The organism is Paraburkholderia sp. UCT2 (assembly GCF_014397665.1).
Classification (GTDB): Bacteria; Pseudomonadota; Gammaproteobacteria; order Burkholderiales; family Burkholderiaceae; genus Paraburkholderia; species Paraburkholderia tuberum.
This window is the reverse complement of record NZ_VZQO01000010.1, coordinates 69,569-90,387: the sequence shown is the minus strand read 5'-3', so window position 1 is coordinate 90,387 and position 20,819 is coordinate 69,569. Positions and strand designations below refer to the sequence as shown.

General features: G+C 63.0%; 22 protein-coding genes and 1 pseudogene. 6 read left to right on the top strand and 17 right to left on the bottom strand.

Going from position 1 to position 20,819, the window contains the following annotated elements:
- The first annotated feature begins 132 nt into the window (after positions 1–132).
- Complete coding sequence (locus F6X39_RS10970; protein ID WP_184059875.1) at positions 133–1,734, top strand: DHA2 family efflux MFS transporter permease subunit; 1,602 nt, start codon at positions 133–135, stop codon at positions 1,732–1,734.
- Between the two features lie 54 nt (positions 1,735–1,788).
- On the opposite strand, the gene F6X39_RS10965 is transcribed toward F6X39_RS10970, so the two are convergent.
- The 8 genes from F6X39_RS10965 to F6X39_RS10930 all read right to left on the bottom strand — a co-directional run bounded on the left by F6X39_RS10965 (position 1,789) and on the right by F6X39_RS10930 (position 9,526).
- Positions 1,789–2,574 (bottom strand): AraC family transcriptional regulator, encoded by a 786-nt coding sequence (locus F6X39_RS10965; protein WP_187616628.1) that lies wholly within the window; start codon positions 2,572–2,574, stop codon positions 1,789–1,791.
- Positions 2,575–2,887: 313 nt separating this feature from the next.
- Positions 2,888–4,402, bottom strand: coding sequence for an alginate export family protein (locus tag F6X39_RS10960; protein WP_187616627.1), 1,515 nt, complete (start codon positions 4,400–4,402; stop codon positions 2,888–2,890).
- Positions 4,403–4,494: 92 nt separating this feature from the next.
- Positions 4,495–5,190, bottom strand: coding sequence for a YoaK family protein (locus F6X39_RS10955; protein ID WP_187616626.1), 696 nt, complete (start codon positions 5,188–5,190; stop codon positions 4,495–4,497).
- A complete protein-coding gene (locus F6X39_RS10950) occupies positions 5,187–6,101 on the bottom strand; it encodes a glyoxalase (RefSeq protein ID WP_187616625.1) in 915 nt (304 codons plus the stop codon). The genes F6X39_RS10955 and F6X39_RS10950 overlap by 4 nt, the downstream gene beginning before the upstream one ends.
- A gap of 40 nt (positions 6,102–6,141) precedes the next feature.
- Complete coding sequence (locus F6X39_RS10945) at positions 6,142–6,588, bottom strand: DoxX family protein (protein WP_187616624.1); 447 nt, start codon at positions 6,586–6,588, stop codon at positions 6,142–6,144.
- A 1-nt stretch (position 6,589) separates the two neighbouring features.
- A complete protein-coding gene (locus F6X39_RS10940) occupies positions 6,590–8,479 on the bottom strand; it encodes an amidohydrolase (protein ID WP_187616623.1) in 1,890 nt (629 codons plus the stop codon).
- A 28-nt stretch (positions 8,480–8,507) separates the two neighbouring features.
- Positions 8,508–8,675, bottom strand: coding sequence for a DUF1427 family protein (locus F6X39_RS10935; protein WP_187616622.1), 168 nt, complete (start codon positions 8,673–8,675; stop codon positions 8,508–8,510).
- Between the two features lie 164 nt (positions 8,676–8,839).
- On the bottom strand, positions 8,840–9,526 hold the full coding sequence (locus F6X39_RS10930) for a hydrolase (RefSeq protein ID WP_184031324.1): 687 nt from the start codon (positions 9,524–9,526) through the stop codon (positions 8,840–8,842).
- A gap of 285 nt (positions 9,527–9,811) precedes the next feature.
- Between F6X39_RS10930 and F6X39_RS10925 the strand changes: the two genes are divergently transcribed.
- The gene (locus F6X39_RS10925; protein WP_184031326.1) at positions 9,812–10,093 is read left to right on the top strand and encodes a XapX domain-containing protein; all 282 of its coding nucleotides are present in this window, start codon (positions 9,812–9,814) and stop codon (positions 10,091–10,093) included.
- Positions 10,094–10,101: 8 nt separating this feature from the next.
- Here the strand turns inward: F6X39_RS10925 and F6X39_RS10920 are convergent, their stop codons facing one another.
- Together F6X39_RS10920 and F6X39_RS10915 are read right to left on the bottom strand one after the other, a co-directional pair.
- Positions 10,102–10,428: a hypothetical protein gene (locus tag F6X39_RS10920; RefSeq protein WP_187616621.1), complete on the bottom strand. Its 327-nt coding sequence runs from the start codon at positions 10,426–10,428 to the stop codon at positions 10,102–10,104.
- A gap of 158 nt (positions 10,429–10,586) precedes the next feature.
- Entirely contained in the window at positions 10,587–11,582 is a 996-nt protein-coding gene (locus F6X39_RS10915; RefSeq protein ID WP_187616620.1) for an alpha/beta fold hydrolase, read from the bottom strand.
- Positions 11,583–12,077: 495 nt separating this feature from the next.
- On the opposite strand from F6X39_RS10915, the gene F6X39_RS10910 reads away from it, so the two are divergent.
- Both F6X39_RS10910 and F6X39_RS10905 read left to right on the top strand, forming a co-directional pair.
- The gene (locus F6X39_RS10910) at positions 12,078–13,658 is read left to right on the top strand and encodes a cation:proton antiporter (protein WP_184031332.1); all 1,581 of its coding nucleotides are present in this window, start codon (positions 12,078–12,080) and stop codon (positions 13,656–13,658) included.
- A 41-nt stretch (positions 13,659–13,699) separates the two neighbouring features.
- Positions 13,700–14,584 carry a pirin family protein gene (locus tag F6X39_RS10905; protein ID WP_187616619.1) on the top strand — a complete coding sequence of 295 codons (885 nt, stop codon included), beginning with the start codon at positions 13,700–13,702 and terminating at the stop codon, positions 14,582–14,584.
- Between the two features lie 54 nt (positions 14,585–14,638).
- On the opposite strand, the gene F6X39_RS10900 is transcribed toward F6X39_RS10905, so the two are convergent.
- Positions 14,639–16,345 carry an FAD-dependent oxidoreductase gene (locus F6X39_RS10900; protein ID WP_187616618.1) on the bottom strand — a complete coding sequence of 569 codons (1,707 nt, stop codon included), beginning with the start codon at positions 16,343–16,345 and terminating at the stop codon, positions 14,639–14,641.
- 238 nt (positions 16,346–16,583) lie between these two features.
- Here F6X39_RS10900 and F6X39_RS10895 point away from each other — a divergent pair, with 238 nt between their 5' ends.
- Positions 16,584–16,868, top strand: a complete 285-nt coding sequence (locus tag F6X39_RS10895; protein WP_187616617.1) for a DsbA family protein — start codon at positions 16,584–16,586, stop codon at positions 16,866–16,868.
- On the opposite strand, the gene F6X39_RS10890 is transcribed toward F6X39_RS10895, so the two are convergent.
- From F6X39_RS10890 to F6X39_RS10880, 3 genes are all read right to left on the bottom strand, one after another.
- Entirely contained in the window at positions 16,832–17,431 is a 600-nt protein-coding gene (locus F6X39_RS10890) for an NADPH-dependent F420 reductase (RefSeq protein WP_187616616.1), read from the bottom strand. The genes F6X39_RS10895 and F6X39_RS10890 overlap by 37 nt on opposite strands.
- A 13-nt stretch (positions 17,432–17,444) precedes the next feature.
- Entirely contained in the window at positions 17,445–17,642 is a 198-nt protein-coding gene (locus tag F6X39_RS37595) for a hypothetical protein (RefSeq protein ID WP_410450027.1), read from the bottom strand.
- Between the two features lie 102 nt (positions 17,643–17,744).
- Complete coding sequence (locus F6X39_RS10880) at positions 17,745–18,479, bottom strand: SDR family NAD(P)-dependent oxidoreductase (RefSeq protein ID WP_187616615.1); 735 nt, start codon at positions 18,477–18,479, stop codon at positions 17,745–17,747.
- 130 nt (positions 18,480–18,609) lie between these two features.
- Between F6X39_RS10880 and F6X39_RS10875 the strand changes: the two genes are divergently transcribed.
- Entirely contained in the window at positions 18,610–19,188 is a 579-nt protein-coding gene (locus tag F6X39_RS10875; RefSeq protein WP_187616686.1) for a TetR/AcrR family transcriptional regulator, read from the top strand.
- 165 nt (positions 19,189–19,353) lie between these two features.
- Here the strand turns inward: F6X39_RS10875 and F6X39_RS10870 are convergent, their stop codons facing one another.
- From F6X39_RS10870 to F6X39_RS10860, 3 genes and pseudogenes are all read right to left on the bottom strand, one after another.
- The gene (locus F6X39_RS10870) at positions 19,354–19,665 is read right to left on the bottom strand and encodes a DUF4148 domain-containing protein (RefSeq protein WP_187616614.1); all 312 of its coding nucleotides are present in this window, start codon (positions 19,663–19,665) and stop codon (positions 19,354–19,356) included.
- 185 nt (positions 19,666–19,850) lie between these two features.
- On the bottom strand, positions 19,851–20,141 hold the full coding sequence (locus F6X39_RS10865) for a 3-hydroxyacyl-CoA dehydrogenase NAD-binding domain-containing protein (RefSeq protein ID WP_187616613.1): 291 nt from the start codon (positions 20,139–20,141) through the stop codon (positions 19,851–19,853).
- Positions 20,142–20,144: 3 nt separating this feature from the next.
- Positions 20,145–20,589, bottom strand: a pseudogene (locus F6X39_RS10860) (3-keto-5-aminohexanoate cleavage protein); the annotation flags it as partial.
- Between the last annotated feature and the right edge of the window lie 230 nt (positions 20,590–20,819).

Genomic DNA, 20,819 nt, shown 5'->3' with positions numbered 1-20,819 from the left:
ATCGACGGACCCGCCGCCGCGGTGCACGGTCCACGGCATCCTGCGCCGAGCATGCATTGCGAATCGCGCGCCCTCGCCGTCCGTCCTCACGCCGTTCGCGCCGTCCGCCGCAAAACCTCCGGAGAACGCCTTTTGAGCCAGCCCAACGCCGCGCCTGATTCCGCGTCGCCGCCGCCTCAGCCACCCGCGCCACCGTCGCCGCCCGCGCCTCTCGAAGGCGGCCGGCTGGTTCTCGCGACGATCGCCGTCGCGCTCGCCACGTTCATGAACGTGCTCGACACGTCGATCGCGAACGTCGCGATTCCGACCATTTCCGGCAACCTCGGCGTCTCGGTCGACGAAGGCACGTGGGTGATCACCGTGTTCGCGGCCTCCAACGCGGTGGCGATTCCGCTGACCGGCTGGCTCACGCAGCGCATCGGCCAGGTGAAGCTGTTCGTCGGCGCGATCCTGTCCTTCACGCTCGCGTCGTGGCTGTGCGGCATCGCGCCGACGCTGCCGATCCTGCTGCTGGCGCGGGTATTCCAGGGCGCGGTGGCCGGGCCGCTGATTCCGTTGTCGCAGGCGATCCTGCTCGGCTCGTACCCGAAGGAGAAGTCGTCGACCGCGCTCGCGCTGTGGGCGATGACCGCCACCGTCGGCCCGATCGCGGGCCCGGCGCTAGGCGGCTGGATCACCGACAGTTACAGCTGGTCGTGGATCTTCTACATCAACATCCCGGTCGGCCTGTTCGCGGCCGGCGTCACGTGGATGATCTACCGCACCCGCGAATCGCCGACGCGCAAGCCGCCGATCGACGTGGTCGGCCTCGGCCTGCTGATCACGTGGGTCGCGTCGCTGCAGATCATGCTCGACAAGGGCAAGGATCTCGACTGGTTCTCGTCGCCGGTGATCGCGATTCTCGGCCTCGTCGCGCTGATCAGCTTTGCGTTTTTCCTCGTATGGGAGCTGACCGAGGAGCACCCGATCGTCGATCTGCGGCTCTTTCAGCAGCGCAATTTTCTCGGCGGCACGATCGCGATTTCGATCGCCTACGGGGTATTTTTCGGCAATCTCGTGCTGCTGCCGCAATGGATGCAGGAGTACCTGAACTACCGTTCGATCGACGCCGGCCTCGTCACCGCACCGCTCGGCATCTTCGCGATCATTCTTGCGCCGATACTCGGCCGCGTGCTGCCGCACTCGGACGCGCGCGTGATCTCGACGGTCGCGTTCGTCGGCTTCGCGATCGTGTTCTATATGCGCTCGAAGTACGTGATCGAGATCGACACGTGGCACCTCGTGCTGCCGACGCTGCTGCAAGGCATTCCGATGGCGCTGTTCTTCGTGCCGCTAACGGCGATCATCCTGTCCGGCCAGCCGCAGAGCCGGATTCCGGCGGCGGCGGGGCTGTCGAATTTCGTGCGGGTGTTCTGCGGCGCGGTGGGCACGTCGATCGCGGGTACCGCGTGGAACAACCGCACGATACTGCATCATGTGCGGCTGACCGAGCAGGCGTCGGTCGACAACCCGTTGTTCGCGCAGCAGATCGACAACACGCAGTCGGTGCTGCATCTGAATCCACAATCGGCGAATGCGCTGTTCGATTTCACCGTGAACACGCAGGCCGCGATGATGGGCCTGAACGACGTCTTCTTCGTGTCGGCGATCATCTTCCTGCTGATCATTCCGCTGATCTGGATCACGCGGCCGGCCAAGGGCGGAGGTGGACCGGATGCGGCCGGCGCCCATTGAGGCAGATTCGTTTTCGCGCGACGGCGACGCTCGCGCGGTGGCCACGAAGCGGCATCAGCGGAAATAGCGGGCCGGCGTGTCGCCGAACGCATCGCGAAACACCGCGATAAACGACGACACGTCGTTATAGCCGACTTCGAGCGCCACCTGCGTGACGCTCTCACCGGCGCCCAGATGTTCGAGCGCGGCCAGCAGACGCAACTGCTGGCGCCATTGACCGAAGGTCTGCCCCGTTTCCTTCGCGAACAAACGCGCGGCCGTGCGCGCGGTCACGCCCGCGGCCGCGGCGAGTTCCTCCAGCACCAGCGATTGCGCGGGATTCGCGCTGAGCGCCTCGGCGATGCGCCGCGCGCGCGGATCGCCCGGCCAGTTCAAGCCAAGCGGCGCGGCGGGCAAGCCGGCGACGCGATCCAGCAGCACCTGCAGCAGACGGCGGGCGGGTTCATCGGGCGCGCGATCGTGCGGCAGATCGGCCGCGGCCGCGAGCAGCGCCTGCACCAGTGTGTCGGGGACCAGCGCGCCGGTCTGCGCGGGCAGCGGCGCGGCGGCGGCGGAGTCGTCGGTGGCGTCCATTGCGGCATCGGTTGCGACGTAGAGTGAATACGACTGCACCGGCCGCGTCGCGTGCAGGCAGTGCAGCGTATTCGCGGCGATCCACAGCGCGCGGGCGGGCGGCACGACCCAGCGGCCGGATGCCGTGCGCACGGTCAGCACGCCTTCGCTAACGCAAATCAGACGCGCGCGCCGATACGCGCGCCACGGCTCGTCCAGCGTCGCATGGCGCTCGCCGACCACGAAGACCGCTTGCTCGATGCCGTCCGGATCGAAGGCTTCCGTCATGGTGTCTGCTCTGACGCGGGACGTCCGCGAAGGGAGCAAGATTAGCATGCGCGCGGGGCGCGGCTGCGTGGCGGGCTAACAGGGTCCGGCCACCGTGAGCGCGCACCTCGCCTAAAAGCGGGCAGCTCAAAAATCTCTCGAAGGCGATGCTAACTTTCTCGGCCAGCTGTTAGCCTTGAGCACCTGAACAAACGAGCCCCTTCGTCCATCGGGCCAGCCGTAATCAGAGCCTGAACGAGGCTGACAAATGGCGCGATCCCGGCAACGCTCCTCACGCCGCCCGGATCGCCACGAGCCTGATCGCCGACGAGCCCTACCACCCGTACTTGAGTTCGACGCCGGCGTAGTCGGCATTGCGGCCGCCCGCCTCACGAATCGAGTTTCCCACCTGGAAGTGCACGGCTTCGACCGAACCTACCAGATTTGCCGCAATCGTCCAGTCCGCGCGCAACTGCACATACATGCCGGTCCACCGGCTGCCCTTGCCCGCCGTGCCCGGCACTGGCTGATTCGGCTGCTGGTACACGGCGTCGCCGGTCGTCTCGCGCCACTGGAAGCCCAGCGCGCCAAGCAGCGTGAGACTGGCCGAAGGCTTGAGCGTGATGGACGGTTTGATGTGGATCAGGTTCGCGTAACCCGTATAGCCTGCGAGCGTGAAGTAATAGCCGTTCGGAAATAGCGGATTGAAGGTCTCAAGCCGCCCATCATGCGGGTGCCGGTCGCCAGAGGCAGCGTCGATCTGCAGCGCGACGCGCGGCGTCCACGGCAGGTCGAGCTTGTAACCCGCGAGCGAGCCGATCGCCCACGCGAGAACCGTACTGTTACCGACCGTTCCCGTCTGCAGCATCGCCTCGGCATCCCAATCGACGCGGCCGCGCGTGCCGAAATAATGCAGGTCCCAGACGTCGCGGTGCTCAGAACCTTGAGCGTCGAGGTATCGCGCGTTGGTGTTGTTGTAGCGCGACCAGTAGCCGGACATATCACCCGGCCCGACGGATTGGCGCTCGAAACGCACGCCGCTGAAAGTGAGATTGCGGTTCGACACGTCGTCGAACACCGTCGCGTTACGGTACTGCACAGGCTGCGTCGCGTAGGCGATAAAGCGCCACTTCTGGTATTCGTAGTCTGCCCAGATAGCATCGAACGCCTGTCGTACGTTCGGGCCATCGCGTACGGCAATGAAACGCTGCAAGTCGAATGCCATTTCCTGGCGGCCAACGCGAAACTTGAACGTACCGCCGCCGACCGCTCCGGTGTAGGCCACGAATGCCTGCTCGAGATCGAGCGGATTCTTGTCCACCGGCGTGACCACGTTCTTGCCAAACGCCCGCGCATCCACGAGTTGCACGAAAAACTGCCAGTGCTCGGCGAGATGTGCATCGGCATGCACTTCGATGCGCTGAATCAGATAAGTATCCGACTGCGCAAAGCCGATACCGAACAGCGGGGCGTCATTGGTTTCGATACGCTCACGCAGGTTCGCGCCAAGCGACAGATATGAGGCGGGGTCGCCGCCGAGCGGAAGGTACTTGAGGCTGTCGAGCGGCTTGCGCGGAACGCAGGGGTTCGCAAGCACGGACCAGTCCTCCTGCCAGCGGTTGAACATCACGGCAGGACGTTTGACGTTGCACGCGTCGGTCGTTGTGGCGTCATTCGCCACCGTGCCAGTGGTCGCGCCGGCCGAGTCAGCCGCGAGGCTCGCACCTGCAACCGGTTGCGCCGCCGTATCCGCGAACGCTGCGTCGGCGCCCATCAGCAACAGCCCGGCGATGGCCGTCAAGCGCGCGGCCTTCTCGAATCGACGCCCGCGCATCGTGCTCGATACCATGGATTTCCTTGCCTGTGTCGGCTTATGTTTGTGTTTGCCCGTCCCGCTCACGCGCCGGGCCTGAGCGGGGTGATTCCCTACGCCGCCTGGATTCATGAGTGCCCCGGTGCGCTCGCGCGCTCATGCTCTCCCGTGGTCACCGCGAGCCCGACGAGGGCGCACGCCGGCGCAAGCAGCGTCCAGAATCCCATGTAGACCACCCCCAGTGCCCCGGCCACCGCGCTAACCGCAAACGCGACAATGGCCGGCATCATCGACCCGAAGCGCGAGCGCGCCGCCGCGCGCACGCTGTCGACCGTGCCCGGCGACAGCATGTCGATCACGTCCAGAACGGCTTGCGTGACGTTGCCCGTCATTACGGTATTCGGCACGCCAGGACGCTGGATCAGGCGCGGATGCGCATTCTGCACACCCATCGCGAACGCACCCACGACGCCGGCCACGATGACAGGCAAGCTGTCGGGCCGGCTGACCGGCGTCGCCCATACGCCGGCGAGGCAAAAGCCGACGATCAGCACGGCCTGCACCGCATAGAGCAGGCGTGCGCCCTGACGCGCATGCCCCTGCGGGAGCCAACGCACGAGCAGGCTGCTGAGAACGACCCCGCCGATAAACGCGGGGAACACGATCAGCTTGAGCAGAACGCCCTGCCCCGAGCCGGCGATGCCGGCGCCAATCAACACGAAGTTGCCCGTCACGTGTGCGGTGAACAGACCGAACAGTGCAACGAAGCTCAGCGTGTCGACAAAGCCGGCGATCGCGGCAAGGATCGTGTCCTCGGACTTCATTGCGCCGCGCCTGCGTGAATTTCGGCGATATAGCCGCCCGGGAACTGCACGACCGCGGCATCACGCCTGGCCGAGGTGAACGGCGGCACCAGCACGTTGACGCCAGCGGCCTTCGCCTTTTGAAGCGTATCGGCCAGATTCGATACTTCGTAGCCGGTCACTTCGCGCCCGAACGGGTAAGGCAGATGACCGTCCGTCACGAGCACGGTCATCTTGCCGAACGGCGATTCGATTCGAATGCGGCGATAGGTGTCGTCAGGTCTGCCGATCTCGACACCTGGCGCCTTCAGGTCATCGGACACCACCTTGCCGTGCGAGAATTTGACGAAATCGTGAACCAGCTTGTGCACGCTTTGCGGCGACACGTAGACCCGATTCTCGGGAATGGTCTGCAGCTTGTCGTAGTGCGGGGCCTCGGTGTGCCAGTAGAGCTGCATGTTGGTACCACCCGGCCACGTGATGATCGCATCGCGGCCGATCGGGTCGGGGAACGTATCGACGATCACATCCGCACCGAGTGCACGCGCCGACTTCACCGCCGCGTCCATGTCCGTCACGAGGTAGCCCGTGCGCTCCGCGCCGAAGGGATACGGCATGGGCGTCTTGAAGCCGAACACGGAGATCGTGCCTGCCGGGGTAAATACGAGCTGCGACATCGTCTGACTCGGTGTCGGCGTGACCTGGAACACACCCTGCTTCGACTTGCTGCCGCCGAACGTCGCCGCGAAGCTGTCGGTGAAGCGGTCGAAGTCCTCTGGTGCCACGTATACGTGCGTCGTGTCGTACTGCGGACCGACTGCGACCGACGGCGCTTCGACCGGCGCTACGGGCGGCTTCGCGAAAGAAACGGGCGCGGCGACGAGACCGCCCGCGATCATCAGGGCAACTAAGGCAGTGCGAATTGCTTTCATAGCGGAATTTCCTTGATATTTCATCGTACTGATCAATCGGTCAGGCGCGGCTCTCGCCGGCCGGACGCTGCGAATCGCCGAGCAGGATCGCGAGCACGAGCCCCGCGATCAGTCCTAGATGCTCGAAAAAACTGTTGAGCGCCATGAAGCGCTCGACACCGGCGTGGTTCCAGAAGTCGTTGGCAACCAGCATCGCGACGACGGTCAGCATGCCGAGGCCGCCTGCGCCGATCCACGCGAAGCGGCGCAATACCACGCACAGCGAGCCGACGATCTCGACCGCCACCGCGAGCGCTGCCCAGAGGGCGGCCGGGTGCAGGCCGAAATGCGCCTGCTCCGCAATCGCGCCCTCGAAGTTCAGCGCTTTGGTGACACCGCCGATGAGGTAGGCGGACACGAGCGCAAGGCGCACGAGCGGCCCAACCCACGGCGGCGATAGCAGCGAACGAACCCATGCGGGGTTGCTGCTGCCGTTCCATATCGTCATGTCAGATCGCCCAGCAAGAGCAGCCGAATGCGCCCCAGAAGCCCTTTGCGTCCGACGTCGGCAATGCACTGGCCCACGCGCTCGCATGCGCATGGCCGTGAAGATCGCAGGCGCTCGCGCAGGCGCACATCGCCGCGGCAGCGGCGCGTCCGAGCGGCGCGCCCTCGCGCTGCGTAGCGCCCCAGCCGCCATAGCCGCCGTATTGGCGCACCGGCGACCAGTCCGGCATTGCAGGCGGGATTGGCTGATCGTGTTGCGAGAATGGACCCGCGCCCCAGACGATCTTTCCGCCGACCACCGTGAGCAATGCGGTGGTGCCGGCAATGTCGTCCTCCGCGCACGAGAAGAAGTCGCGGTCCGGAACCATGAGGTCGGCGAGCTGCCCGGGCACCATGCGCCCTTTCTTGCCCTCTTCGTTCGAGAACCACGTGACGTACTCCGTCCACATGCGCAGCGCGGTATCGCGATCGAGCAGGTTACGTTGCGGATACATCCGCAGACCGCCAACTGTCTTGCCGCTCACGAGCCATGCGAGCGACACCCACGGGTTGTACGACGCGACGCGCGTCGCATCGGTGCCGGCCGAAACCTTGATGCCCTTCTCGAGCATTCTCGCGACGGGCGGCGTGGCTTGTGCCGCTTGCGCGCCATAGCGCTCGACGAAATACTCGCCCTGATAGGCCATGCGATGCTGAACCGCGATGCCGCCACCCAGCGCCGCAATGCGATCCATCGATCGCTCGGAAACGGTTTCCGCGTGGTCGAAGAACCAGTTGATTCCGTCGAGCGGAATATCCTTGTTGACCTTCTCGAACACATCGAGCGCACGGCTGATGGTTTCGTCATAGGTCGCATGCAGGCGCCACGGCCAGCGGTTCTGTGCGAGTACCCGCACCACGCCTTCGAGTTCACCTTCCATTCCGGGCGGCAGTTCGGGGCGCGCCACGCGGAAGTCCTCGAAGTCGGCCGCCGAAAACACCAGCATTTCACCCGCACCGTTGTGGCGGAAGTAGTCCGAACCATCGTGATACTTGACCGAGCCGGTCCAGTTCACGAAGTCTTCCTTTTCGGCCTTCGGCTTTTGCGTGAAGAGGTTGTACGCGATGCGCACCGTCATCTCGCCCGCATCATGGAGCTTGCGGATGACTTCGTAATCGTCCGGATAGTTCTGCGAGCCGCCGCCGGCATCGATCGCGCCGGTCACGCCAAGGCGGTTGAGTTCGCGCATGAAATGACGCGTCGAATTGTATTGATACTCCAGCGGCAGCTTCGGGCCTTTCGCGAGTGTCGCGTAGAGGATCGACGCATTGGGGTTGGCCAGCAGCAGCCCGGTGGGGTTGCCCGCGCTGTCGCGCATGATCGTGCCGCCCGGCGGCTCCGGCGTATCCTTCGTGTAGCCCACCACGCGCAACGCGGCGGCATTGAGCAGCGCCCGGTCGTACAAGTGCAGGATGAAGACCGGCGTATCCGGCGCGACGGCGTTCAACTCATCGAGCGTCGGCAGCCGTTTCTCTTCGAATTGGTGCTCGGTGAAGCCGCCGACCACGCGCACCCATTGCGGCGCGGGCGTGATCGCAACCTGCTGCTTGAGCATCTCCATGGCAACGGCGAGCGAGCGCACGCCGTCCCAGCGCAGCTCCATGTTGTAGTTCAGACCGCCGCGGATCAAATGCAGGTGATTGTCGATGAGGCCTGGCAGCACCGGCCGGCCACCGAGATCGATAACTTTGGTTGCGCGGCCCGCGAGCGGCATGACGTCGGTATCGCTGCCGACCGCGACGAAGCGGCCATCGGCAATCGCCACGGCACTGGCGATCGGGTTCGAACGATCCAGCGTGGTGAACCGTCCATTGTGCAAAATGAGATCGGGATGAGTAGCGGTTGCGCCCATTTGCGTTTCCTCGTTTCTATCAGTTCGATTAAAGGCCCAACAACTGCCGCAGGGATGGAATGGCCTGTGCGCCGATCAACATGCCAAGCAGGCCGATGAGGGCAACGAGCGGAGGCGCGGGCGAGCGGACCTTGATCACGCTGTAGATCACGCCTATCAGCATCCCTGCACCGAGGGACATCAGATAAGATTCCATACGATCAGTCTCTCCGTGAGATTGGAATGCTGATGCGAGACCTCGCGGTTCAACCCGAGTACCTCGCGGGCAATGGACTGCAGCGCAGCGATCGGCAGACCGCGTGCGCTGCCGCCGACTTCACGCGGAGCGCATCGCCCCGCTTTCGGCGATCGCGGAGGCGATTAGCGTGCCGGTACAGCCGGCAGCACCTCGTGCGGCGTAGCCGTGCGCTGCGCTGCCTTATGGACCATCGTGTACGCGTAGTCGACGCCCATGCCGTACGCGCCCGAATGTTCCTTCGCGATCGCCATCACGGCGTCGTAGGTCGCGCGGTGAGCCCAGTCACGCTGCCATTCGAGCAGGACCTGCTGCCACGTGACGGGCACAGCGCCCGCCTGGACCATGCGCTGCATCGCGAAGTCGTGCGCGTCTTTCGACGTGCCCCCCGATGCGTCGGCCACCATGTAGATCTCGTAGTCACCTTCGAGCATGGCGCAGAGCGCGAACGTCGTGTTGCAGACCTCGGTCCACAGACCCGCCACGACCACCTTCTTGCGGCCATTCGCGGCGAGCGCGTCGCGTACCTTCTGGTCGTCCCACGAATTCATCGACGTGCGTTCGAGCACCTTGTGCTCGGGGAACACGTCGAGCAGTTCCGGATACGTGTAACCCGAGAAGCTTTGCGACTCGACCGTGGTGATCGTGGTCGGAACGTTGAACACCTTGGCCGCCTTGGCCAGACCGACGACGTTGTTCTTCAGCACCTGGCGGTCGATCGACTGAACGCCGAACGCCATTTGCGGTTGGTGATCGATGATGATCAGTTGGCTGTTCTGAGGAGTGAGAACTTCGAGCTTCGAATTGTTCATGACGGGTAGGTCCTTTGAACCGGAGAGAGGAGGAAGCCGCCATGCCGGCATGACCGGCAGGCGTCCAATGTGCATTGGCGCTGGGCAATTCGACATCCAGCTCCGGTTATTTGACACGCAAGGACAGAGCAGCAACAACTAAAAAGGGATTAAATTTTATTGCCCAAAGAATTAATCTTAAAAGCTCTTAATTGGTATTTTTTTAATCCAGAGTAGCCGGTAGTCTTTCCACGAATTCGCTGGGTAGATCCTGTCACGGGACAGGTCGTCAATGAGACTCGCACTATGAAACCGTATATCCTTTCCTTGTTGGCCGGCATCCTTGCCGGGGTCGTCTATGGTGCGATCGGCGTGCAATCGCCGGCCCCGCCCACCATTGCGCTGATGGGCCTGCTCGGCATGCTGGCCGGCGAGCAGATACTTCCCCTCGCACGCAGGGTGCTCTCCGGTTACAAGTTGGGTGCCGCATGGCGCGAGGCGAAATGCAGCCAGCACATGTTCGGCTCGCTGCCGGGCGCTCAAGGCTCCAACGCGGCCGCAAGGGACCAGCAGTCATCCTCATTCTGAGCGGCGCTTCACCGAAGCCGCGGTAAATTCGAGGCGGTTGTCTTCACAGCGGTCTTGCTGCGGCGGAGCAGCTTGACCTGGGACTGCGCGATGTCACTCCATGTCTGCTCCGCTCGACGCACGGCGCAATCAAACGACTCGTCTTCCACCGTGCAGCGACCGTCTACCGTGATCAGCCACCCCTTGCGCGTACGCGTGCAACTCACGCGTCCGTCTTCCATGAGGTCGGCGTACCAGCGCCAGACACGCGCATCGTCAGCGTTCGCACGAACGGCGGCAGCGAGACGCGCGATCTCGAGGCTATGCGGGTGCGAGCCTTGCAGTTTCAAACCCATTTCATTCCCTTTTCGAAGCCACTCAAAACTGGGCGCCAGGAGCAAGAGGCCTGTTCGCTGAGGCGACGCGCGCCTGAAAGTCCTTGTGACAAGCTGAAGAGTTCTGAACAGACGCGCGTTGCCTCGCAGGCGCGTCACGCAGATCTCGTCGTAGCGCCTCAGGACTTGAGGAACGCGAGCAGGTCCGCATTGACCTGATCGACGTGCGTGCTGCACATGCCGTGCGGCGCGCCCTTGTACACCTTGAGCGTCGCGTTCTTGACGATCTTCGCCGAGAGCTTCGCCGAATCGTCGATCGGCACGATCTGGTCGTCGTCGCCGTGCAGGATCAGCGTGGGCACGCTGATCTTCTTGAGGTCGTCGGTGTAGTCGACTTCAGAGAATTGCTTGATGCACTCATACTGGCCTTTGATCGAACCGGCCATGCCCTGGCGCCAGAAGTCCTGCACGAGGCCCTGCGAGACTTTCGCGTCGGGGCGGTTGAAGCCGTAGAACGGCGTGGCCAGATCCAGATAGAACTGCGAGCGGTTCGCGGCCACGCCCGCGCGGATGTTGTCGAACACCGACATCGGCAAACCGTTCGGATTGTTCGCAGACTTGACCATTTGCGGCGGCACCGCGCCGATCAGCACGGCCTTCGCCACGCGCTTTTCGCCATGGCGGCCGATGTAATGCGCCACCTCGCCGCCGCCCGTGGAATGGCCCACGAGCATCGCGCCCTTCACGTCGAGCGCGTCCAGCACAGCCGCGAGATCGTCGGCGTAGGTGTTCATGTCGTTGCCCTCGGACGGCTGGCCCGAACGGCCATGGCCGCGGCGGTCGTGCGCGATCACCCGGTAGCCCTGATTCACCAGGAAGAGCATCTGCGCGTCCCACGCGTCAGCCGAGAGCGGCCAGCCGTGCGAGAAGACGACCGGCATGCCCGTGCCCCAGTCCTTGAAGAAGATCTGCGTGCCGTCCTTCGCGCTCACGTAGTTGCCGCCGTGATGATGCGAGGTGCCGTGCGTATGCGCCGAGCCGCCCGTCACGGACGCGGCTGCGTTCGCGGACAGGCTCGACATGGCTGCCACGGCGCCGGCCATGCCCGCACTTGCCGAAAGCAGCCTGCGGCGCGACGCCGAAGGCCTGGTCGAATCGATTTGCTGGGTGTTCATGCTAGATCTCCGTCGTTGCATCGCCGCGCGCGGGCGTGGCGACGACCTTGCGTGTTGAGATGGATAGCGATGCGGCGAGGAGCGAGAACTCGCTGAATAGCGCCACATGCCGGCAGGCACTCTAATGATGCAAGCGGCCGAAGTCCTTGGCGCAAACTGAAAAGTCCTGAAATGAAGCCGCAATGCCTTTGCGCCCAGCGAGGCGCAAAAGCTTTAGCCACGATTCGGCGCCGTCGTCGCGCTCACGCACGACCCCAAAGCTCGATCGAACGGATATCTCGCATGCGCCAGAGATTAAATATTCTTAATCAGACTCTGCCTGATCCAGACGAACCTATACTTTTTCCGCGAGCCTCCTTTCGCGTAGTTGCTGTCACGCCACGTTCACCAACCAAGACTCGCATCATGAATCCGTACATCCCTTCGCTGCTTGCCGGTACTCTCGCCGGGGTCGTCTACGGTCTGATCGACGTGCAATCCCCGGGCTTCTAGCGGATGAACAACGTCGAGTTTTTTCATTACCTCCTGCTGTTGATCTGCGGAGCGGGCGCCCTGACGTGGCTCGCGGAGCGCATCGCGATCCCGCCTGCCGTCGTTCTGCTGCTCGGCGGCTGTGTGATCGCAGTCGCCGGCAGGCGCGTACCCGACGTGGACCCGAACCTGCTGCTCGCGGCCGTGCTGCCGCCGCTGCTGATGTCGAGTTCGTTCTATACGGCGTGGAAGGAATTCCAACGCGGCATCGGCACGATCGTTTCGCTCGTGCTCGGGGCCGTGACATTCACCACCGTCGCAGTGGCTGTCGCCGTGCATGCCTTCAACCCGAACCTGCCATGGGCGGCGTGCTTCACGCTCGGTGCGATCGTCTCGCCGCCCGACGCGGTCGCCGCCAAAGCGATCCTTCAGCGCCACCCGCTACCCGCCAGGCTCGTGGCCGTGCTGGAAGGCGAAAGCCTCGTGAACGACGCGTCGGGCCTGCTGCTCTATCAAATGGCGGTCTCGGCAGCGCTAGCCGCGACGATCACGGTCACGAGCGGATCGGTGCTGTTCTTTACGCTTACCCTGATCGGCATCGCGGTCGGCATCGTGTGCGGCCAGGCCATGTGTTGGGTGCTGCCGCGTCTGGGCGATCCGATGCTCGGCATCGTCGTGACCTTCGTTATGGCGTGGGCCAGCTACGGTATCGCGGAGGCCGTCGGCGGATCGGGTGTGCTGTCCGTCGTGACCTGCGGTCTCGTGCTCGGCATCCGCCAGCATCGGGTATTCGACGCCGATATGCGCATAAAAGCCAAGGCGACCTGGGAAGCGGTCGTGTTCGTGCTCGAGGCGCTGGTCTTCATCCTGATCGGCCTCACACTGCATGCACTCCTCTCACGGGTGAATCACGAATCGGCCGTGTTGACGGCCGGGCTGCGTGTCGCGTTGCCGGCAACTGCGGCAGCCATCGTTGCGCGCCTCGCGTGGGTGTTCGCTGCGATCTGGCTGCCCGACCAGATACGCGCGAAACGCTCGGGCCGCGAGCCGTGGAGCTTCAAGGAAGCGGTTGTGCTCGGCTGGGCGGGTATGCGCGGCGTCGTCAGTCTGGCGGCCGCAATCGCGCTGCCAGACAATTTCCCCGGCCGCGACCTGATCGTCTTCAGCACATTTCTGCTGATCATCGCGACGCTTGTCGTGCAGGGCGGCAGCCTCGCGCCGCTCATCCGGCTGCTGAAACTGCGCCCGACAGCCCGTCACACCATGTCCGAGCATGAGGCGCGCGCCCATGCGTTCGGCGCCTCTCTCGCTGCGCTCGAGGAAATCGACGAGCGCTCGTCCGGCATCGAACGCGCGACGTTCGAGCGGCTGCTAGCCGAATACCGGATTCGCGTCACCGCGAACGAAAGCGCATACCAGTTGGGTGCGGACCGAATCGAACACCGTGCGCACTTCCTGCGTGTCGAACTCGAACTCGTCGGCGTGTCGCGCGAGGCATTGCTCGGCCTGCATCGCGACGGCAAGGTGGACGACGCGGTCCTGCATCGCATCGAATCCGAACTTGATTTCGAGGAGCTGCGGCTGTTGCGGCTGCTCGAACCGTGACGGCTTGCCTCCACCTCGGCCCTTAGCGAAAGGTATTCATCATGCCCACTACGATCAAGGCTCTGCTCACGCCGCGCGAAAGCGACATCGGCAACCTGATCGTGCGGCGCGTGCTTCCCGCCCGTGCCGCGCGCCTCATCGGACCATTCATTTTCTTCGACCATATGGGGCCAGCCGTGCTGCCCGCTGGCAGCGGCGTGGATGTGCTGCCGCATCCGCATATCGGCCTCGCGACCGTCACGTACCTGTTCGAAGGCTCGTTCATGCATCACGACAGCCTCGGCTATCGGCAGAAAATCGTACCCGGCGACGTGAACTGGATGACGGCCGGTCGCGGCATCGTCCATTCAGAACGCACGCCGCTGGAGGATCGGCCAGTTGAACAGGCGATCCACGGCATTCAGACCTGGGTCGCGCTGCCTGTCGAACACGAAGACGCCGCGCCCGCGTTCATTCATCATCCGGCCGATACGCTGCCGACGTTCACGCGCGACGGGGCAACCGTCCATGTGATCGCAGGCACGGCTTTCGGGAAGACCTCGCCGGTCGAAGTCTTTTCACCCACGCTCTACGTCTATGCCGAGTTCGCGGCTGCCGGTCGCCTTGCACTCGATGCCGAGCACGAGGAGCGCGGCGTCTATCTCGTCGACGGAGATCTGGCCATCGACGGGACGCCGTTGTCTCCGACAACGATGGCCGTGCTGGAGCCGCGTGCAACGGTCGAACTCGCCAGCGCGCATGGCGCGCGCGTGATGCTCCTCGGCGGCGCGCACCTGCCGGGCGAACGCTTCATCGAGTGGAATTTCGTGTCTGGTTCGCGCGAGAAAATTGTGGCTGCGCGGCAAGCCTGGGCTCCGCGGACCTTCGGCAAGGTGCCTGGCGAAGAGCATGAGTGGACGCCTCAACCCGAGCGTGGCACACATTGAGCATCGACTTGGGGAGCGATTGCGTTTGGCGCGTCATGCCGCTCATTGCGCGCCTCAAGAAGCCTTGACGCGCGCTTCGTCTCGACCGAGCCACGCATGAATCTGGCTGACTACCGCTGCGCCGTCTCCTACCGCTGCGGCCACCCGCTTCGGCGCGCCTGATCGGACGTCGCCGATCGCGAAAAGCCCCGGCACATTCGTCTCGAGTGGGAAGCGCTCAGTGCCTGCGTTCGCATCGGGCGGCCCCGTTTCCACAAAGCCGCGCTCATCCAGTTGAACGCCCATCGATGTCAACCAGTCTGTTTTTGGATCGGCGCCGATGAACAGGAAAAGATGCTGTATCTCAATGAGCTCACTACCCTGTTCGTGATGAAAGACGCGAATTCGCTCAAGACCACCGTCGCTCGCTTCCAGTGATTCAAGCGTGCATCTTGCGCAGATCGACACGTTTGGCAGAGCGCTGAGCCGGTCTATCAGGTAACGGGACATGGTGGCTTCGAGACTATGGCCACGTATCAAAACGCGTATGCTTTTCGCGAAGTTGGCGAGAAAGACGGCAGCCTGCCCAGCCGAGTTACCGCCACCGATCAGCACAACGTCTTTCCCGCTGACTAGACGCGCCTCGATGGGCGACGCCCAATAGTAGATCCCTCTGCCCTCGAAGCGCTCAAAGCCCGTCACGGAAGGCTTTCGATACACTGCTCCGCTCGCGACCACGACTGTCCGCGCACGCACGCACTGTCGATCGGAAAGCGCGAGCACGAAGTTGCCCGCCGCGCCCTCGACCCGATCGACCGCAGTGGGAATGGCCACGTGAGCACCAAATTTCAATGCCTGCTGAAACGCGCGTGCTGCAAGAGCTTGCCCCGATATGCCGGTCGGAAAGCCAAGGTAGTTCTCGATACGTGCGCTCGCACCGGCCTGACCACCTGGCGCGCGCCGATCGAAAACCACGGCCGAAAGCCCCTCCGACGCCGCGTAAACGGCCGCCGCCAGGCCCGCCGGACCCGCGCCGATGATAGCGATGTCGTAGCACTGCGACGCACAGAACGTCGGCACCAGGCCGAGCCGGGTGGCGAGCTCCACTTCGTCGGGCGCCCTCAGGACCGACCCGTCCGGGCAAAAAACAAGCGGGAAATCGTCGGCCTTCGAAGTGAGGCCGGCGAGCAGCTGCACGGCGTCCGAATCCTTGTGTGCATCGATCACCGCAGCCGGATAGGCATTGCGCCGCAAAAAGCCTTGCAGGCGGACCACCCTCGCGTCGTCACCCTTGCCGACGATAATGGGACCGAGCCCCTGCTCGATGAGCCCGAGACGCCTCAGGATCAACGCGCGCATGATGTGCTCGCCCAACTGGGCGTCCGCGATGATCAGCGCCCGCAACTGCTCTGAGTTCAGGACGAGCGTATCGCAGTCAGTCATGGCAATCGCGTCCACCAGCGACGGCTTGCCGGTGAGTTGCGCCATTTCGGCCATGAAATGGCCGTCATGATGGTCTGTCACGACCGTGGTACGCCCTTGCGGGTCGCACGAATAGATCCGCACACTCCCGCGCTGCAAGATGAATAGCCCTTCTGCAATGCGCCCGGTCCTGAAGATCGAATCGCCGGCCTTGAACGACTTCGGGCGGCCATAGCGGCTCGCACTGCGTATCTCCGCATTGGAAAGGCGCGGAAACATTTGATGCTGCCGATATTCAAGGGACGAAAACGGAAGTTCAGAGTCGAGTGAGCTTGCGTTCGTATTACCTGCGTCGATCATATTCGCCTCGCCTGCCGGCCGCGTTGAGTTCGAGTCCGGATGTTAGCGACATCAAGCCCAAAAGTTCTTGTTGCGAAGCTGAATAGTTCTGAAGAGACCAGCAACCCCAGGGGAAGCGCTTTCCCATCGAATGGGCCATTGCGCCACGCGCAACACGAGCTCGCGCGCCGAGTATATTCAGCGGGGAGCTCGTGTTGTTTTGCTTGGTGAGCATCGCAACTTGCCCACGGGGCATGCCATGGAACGCGCAAAAATCACGATCGCCGACGACTTCATTTGTCCATGGTGCTGGATCGGACATCGAAATCTGGAGGCCGGCAAGGCCCTTGACGATCTTCCCGAATTAGATGTTCGTTATCTTCCGTTCGAATTGAACCCGGAAATACCGCCTCAAGGGATGCACCGGCGCGCCTACCGAAGGCTCGAGTTCGGTAGCTGGACTCGCTCGGAAATGCTGGGCGGACGTGACTTTGCCGTGACGCGCCGCTATTTGAACTTGACGAGATCCTTGAAGATCAGTTGAGCCCAGGTATTCCCCCTGGCCTGGACGAGCGAACCGCCATCCTTGAGCGGTCCTAGCGCAATCGGCGCGAAACCGAGTTGTTCAGCCAGAGCCGCGACCGGTGCCACCGCACTTTCGTCATCGCTCGACAGAAACACGACGCGGCTGCCGCCATTCACACTCGGATCAGCGGCCAGAACGGCGGCGGGCAGATGGTTAAAGCCCTTTACGAACATGGACCCGGCAAACGCTTTGGCGACAACTGCGGAGGACGGCAGACCTTGTAGCTCTTCGACGGGAACGCCATAAGCATTTGTCGCGTCGATGACCGTCTTGCCCTTCCAACTCTTGATCTGCTTCGCGACCTCGCGGTGCTCCCAGAAAGGAACCGCCAGGAAGATCGTGTCGGACGCGATTGCATCCTGCAGCGTCCTGGGGACGACGGTAGGGCCGATCGCTCGTGCCTGCTGCATCAACGTCTCGGGAGGGCGCCGGCTGGCGACCGTTACGTCGATGTTCTTTCTTGCAAACGCTCGAGCGAGTGCCTGGCCTACCGCGCCAAAGCCAATAATCGAATAGCTCATGCGAACTCTCCATTCAGGTGACGTTTTGATCAACCATGGACCCATGGTGATTATTGGCAACCGGGCGCGCGGGACCGTTGCCCGCGTCAGGCGGCCCGCTGCGCGCGATGCGCCATGCGAGCCACAGCAGACACGCGGAGCCGAGCGCCTTCAACGCCGTTTGCAGCGACGACAGCGCGAGCAGACGTGACAATACCCGCTGGACAATCACCGAAACCAATCCAGGTTATTGATCAGGATTTCATATTTACAGACGCAACACGGACCATCTTCGTCAAGTTGACAGGCCCCCTACGCGCTTTTCGGCGCGATTTCAGATAGCCGAGAAGCCGCCGTCGACAGACAATTCCACCCCATTCACGAAGCTCGAATCGTCTGAAGCAAGAAACAGCGCGACCGTCGCAATTTCCTCAGGACGACCCATCTTTCCCCGCGGGATCAGGGATTCGAACATCCGCTTCGCCTCCTCGGTGAGAACCTGGTCCTGCATCGGTGTGGCGATCGGCCCCGGGCTCAGCACGTTCACCCGGATATTCCTGCCCTTCAGTTCGTTGAGCCAAGTGCGTGCGAATGAGCGCAACGCCGCCTTGCTCGCCGCATACACGCCGTAACCAGGAAAACCCTTCACCGAAGCAACTGACCCGGTCATGAAGATCGATCCGCCATCGTTGAACAACGGCAACGCCTTCTGAACCGTAAACAGCGTGCCGCGCGTATTCAGGCCGAATTCCGCATCGAAGTGCTGCTCGGTAATCTCGCCCAATGGGACGGCTTTGCCCATGCCAGCGCTCGCGAACAGGATGTCGATCTTGCCCTTTTCACGCCTGACTGTATCGAACAGGCGGTCGAGGTCGTCGAGATTGGCCGCGTCGCTGCGCACGCCGGTCACGTTCCGGCCAATCTGCTTGACGGCTTCGTCGAGCACCTCCTGCCTGCGGCCCGTGATGAAAACATAGGCGCCTTCTTCAACGAACCGCTTGGCGCTCGCCAGCGCCATGCCGCTCGATCCGCCCGTGATGACTGCAACCTTACCCTCAAGCTTTCCCATGACATCTCCTTTCGTGGTGTCGGACAGCGTCTCGGTTCCCATTTGCACAAATGTGCTGTATCTTGTGGATCACCGATCCAGATACAGCTTCATTTTATACGGATCACCGATCCGATTGTCAAGGCGATTTATGCGAGCCGACGCTAGAAAAAATTACAGCCATCTACTTGCGGTCGCGCGTGACGTCGTCACCGAGCATGGCGCCGATGCGTCCATGCGAGATATCGCCCGCCGGGCCGACGTCGGGTTGGCCACCCTGTTTCGCCATTTCCCGACACGAGAAGCCTTGTTCGAAGCGTTGCTGCGTATGAACGTGGACGAACTGATACAGCAGGCAGCCAAACTAGAAACGTCGAATCCGCCTGACCAAGCGCTGGTGTCCTGGTTTCGCGAAGGGGTTGCATTCGTTCGTAGCTATAGCGGCATTTGCGCCTTGTTCGCGACCGCGCACGCGGACCCTGACTCCGCGCTTCACGCTTCGAGCACAGCGCTGCGTTCAGCGGGCGCGCGACTACTGCGCCGTGCTCAGGCCGAGGGAACGGCGCGCGCCGATATGGATGGGGTCGACCTGTTCGCCCTGATGTCGGCGCTCGGCTGGCTCGACGGCCAACCCGGATTCGCGCCACGCGGGGATCATCTCTTTCACATTATTACGAGCGCCATCCTGACAAACCGGTCGAGCAACGATGTCGAGAAGGCAACGTGTTGAATCAGATCGCCGACGCATACTTTCCTACCAGGAAAGCCCCGGGGATTCGAACCAGACGGCGGAAAGCTGACTGGAGCCGACACTCGAATGGCCATTACCGCACTTGATCGATCGGCCGCTTCTGGCCGCGCGGAGACATCCGGGTCAGTCCTCGATCTCTCTATCTCAGCCGGGTTGAAGGTGCTGGCACTCCGTTTGGAACCAATAGTCGACCAGGCGCTGTGCCGCTTGTAGATCATCCGGGTAATACGGATCATCAAACCACGGTGACGGGTCGTAGCCCGCTTTCCTCAAGGCAGCGAGTTCGCTTTGGTGCTGCGCCATCGTAGGGGGCGCGTTTGTCTTGAGCGCCGCCAGGTCGCGGCACTCTGTCGGAGTGAGGTGCGGCCCGGTATACGACATGCCACCGGCGACACAGCCGGTGAGCAAAATCACCAGAGCGGGAAGTATTGACTGTGTTCCAGGCCGATTTCTCATAGTACGTCTCCTTCCCTGCGCCGCGCCGTGAACCAACTCGTAGTGCGCACCGTTGCCGCTGCGGGTGAAAATGCCCGCCTTCGACGCATGTCACTTCGAAGCCGGAGCCGGCGTCGCCTTCTCTCACCACCTTGTAGATTCCACACGTCTGAACCTTCTCGCCCGGTTTGTGCCCTTCGGCCCTATCACGCTCCTTCGGTTGATCCGCCGCAGGAGCAGCAAGCATCGTTCCTCCCGGCTACCGCGGAGCCCACGTCAGGCGTGAACGTCAACTTGTCCCGCGAGGCGCCGTCTGCAAGCCCGCGCCTCTCCACTACAGGCCAACTATCGTCGATCCAGTTGCGCAGGCGCGACTCGGCCCCCTGGCTGGGATCGGTCGCCGTGACGGCGAAACCATGAGCCAGGAAGTGTGTCACCCAACCCGCGCCAATGACATCAGTGCCGACGACGGCGACGTTGACGGCTCGCGTTGTCATCGGTTAGCCCTCCTGGCAGACAGCGTGGATTGGTTCGCGCAACGGCCGCAGCCCAATGATCTTCCGTGCTTCAGCCGGCGTGGCCGGCTCGTAACCCATCTCGCGGACCAGGCGAACAAGCCGCTCGACCAGGTGAACATTGGCGGCCAACTGACCTTGTCTGTTAGTAGAAATTGTCTTCGAGTCCGACGCGCACGTCCCCTCCCAGCAACAGCGAGTTCGTCGCGGCAGGCAACTGCGCGGCGCCGATAGCGCTGACGTTGAAGACGGCGTTGCGGGGCAGATGATCGATCATCGTCTGCAACAGCCGGGGCGTGTAGGGCAACGCGCCCCGGAACGCATTGGCGCCGATCACGATATTGATAAAGTGCGGTGCGTCGTCGAGCCCCTCGTTGATGGCGCGCTGAACATCCTGGACGATGTCGGCGAGGCTGACCGGCCACAAAGGGACCCTCGACGACTTAGGCTACATCGTCGACAATCGCCATAAATTTGACGCATGCGGGCGTCTTATCAGTTGTGTCGCGCCGTTCCGGAAGCCGATTGATCGAATCCAGGCGGCGAACAATCTGCGTTCGAATGCGCTATCAGGGATATGACACGCTCTTCGAGACCCTCCCGCATCCGGCTGCAGGATGCTCCGCAATGAGGGCGGCCGAATCGGATACTCCTCATTGC

Coding starts and splice junctions, on each gene's coding strand:
- F6X39_RS10965 (WP_187616628.1), bottom strand. CDS start 2,574: ATGACGGAAGCCTTCGATCCGGACGGCATCGAGCAAGCGGTCTTCGTG.
- F6X39_RS10960 (WP_187616627.1), bottom strand. CDS start 4,402: ATGGTATCGAGCACGATGCGCGGGCGTCGATTCGAGAAGGCCGCGCGC.
- F6X39_RS10955 (WP_187616626.1), bottom strand. CDS start 5,190: ATGAAGTCCGAGGACACGATCCTTGCCGCGATCGCCGGCTTTGTCGAC.
- F6X39_RS10950 (WP_187616625.1), bottom strand. CDS start 6,101: ATGAAAGCAATTCGCACTGCCTTAGTTGCCCTGATGATCGCGGGCGGT.
- F6X39_RS10945 (WP_187616624.1), bottom strand. CDS start 6,588: ATGACGATATGGAACGGCAGCAGCAACCCCGCATGGGTTCGTTCGCTG.
- F6X39_RS10940 (WP_187616623.1), bottom strand. CDS start 8,479: ATGGGCGCAACCGCTACTCATCCCGATCTCATTTTGCACAATGGACGG.
- F6X39_RS10935 (WP_187616622.1), bottom strand. CDS start 8,675: ATGGAATCTTATCTGATGTCCCTCGGTGCAGGGATGCTGATAGGCGTG.
- F6X39_RS10930 (WP_184031324.1), bottom strand. CDS start 9,526: ATGAACAATTCGAAGCTCGAAGTTCTCACTCCTCAGAACAGCCAACTG.
- F6X39_RS10925 (WP_184031326.1), top strand. CDS start 9,812: ATGAAACCGTATATCCTTTCCTTGTTGGCCGGCATCCTTGCCGGGGTC.
- F6X39_RS10920 (WP_187616621.1), bottom strand. CDS start 10,428: ATGGGTTTGAAACTGCAAGGCTCGCACCCGCATAGCCTCGAGATCGCG.
- F6X39_RS10915 (WP_187616620.1), bottom strand. CDS start 11,582: ATGAACACCCAGCAAATCGATTCGACCAGGCCTTCGGCGTCGCGCCGC.
- F6X39_RS10910 (WP_184031332.1), top strand. CDS start 12,078: ATGAACAACGTCGAGTTTTTTCATTACCTCCTGCTGTTGATCTGCGGA.
- F6X39_RS10905 (WP_187616619.1), top strand. CDS start 13,700: ATGCCCACTACGATCAAGGCTCTGCTCACGCCGCGCGAAAGCGACATC.
- F6X39_RS10900 (WP_187616618.1), bottom strand. CDS start 16,345: ATGATCGACGCAGGTAATACGAACGCAAGCTCACTCGACTCTGAACTT.
- F6X39_RS10895 (WP_187616617.1), top strand. CDS start 16,584: ATGGAACGCGCAAAAATCACGATCGCCGACGACTTCATTTGTCCATGG.
- F6X39_RS10890 (WP_187616616.1), bottom strand. CDS start 17,431: ATGAGCTATTCGATTATTGGCTTTGGCGCGGTAGGCCAGGCACTCGCT.
- F6X39_RS10880 (WP_187616615.1), bottom strand. CDS start 18,479: ATGGGAAAGCTTGAGGGTAAGGTTGCAGTCATCACGGGCGGATCGAGC.
- F6X39_RS10875 (WP_187616686.1), top strand. CDS start 18,610: ATGCGAGCCGACGCTAGAAAAAATTACAGCCATCTACTTGCGGTCGCG.
- F6X39_RS10870 (WP_187616614.1), bottom strand. CDS start 19,665: ATGAGAAATCGGCCTGGAACACAGTCAATACTTCCCGCTCTGGTGATT.
- F6X39_RS10865 (WP_187616613.1), bottom strand. CDS start 20,141: ATGACAACGCGAGCCGTCAACGTCGCCGTCGTCGGCACTGATGTCATT.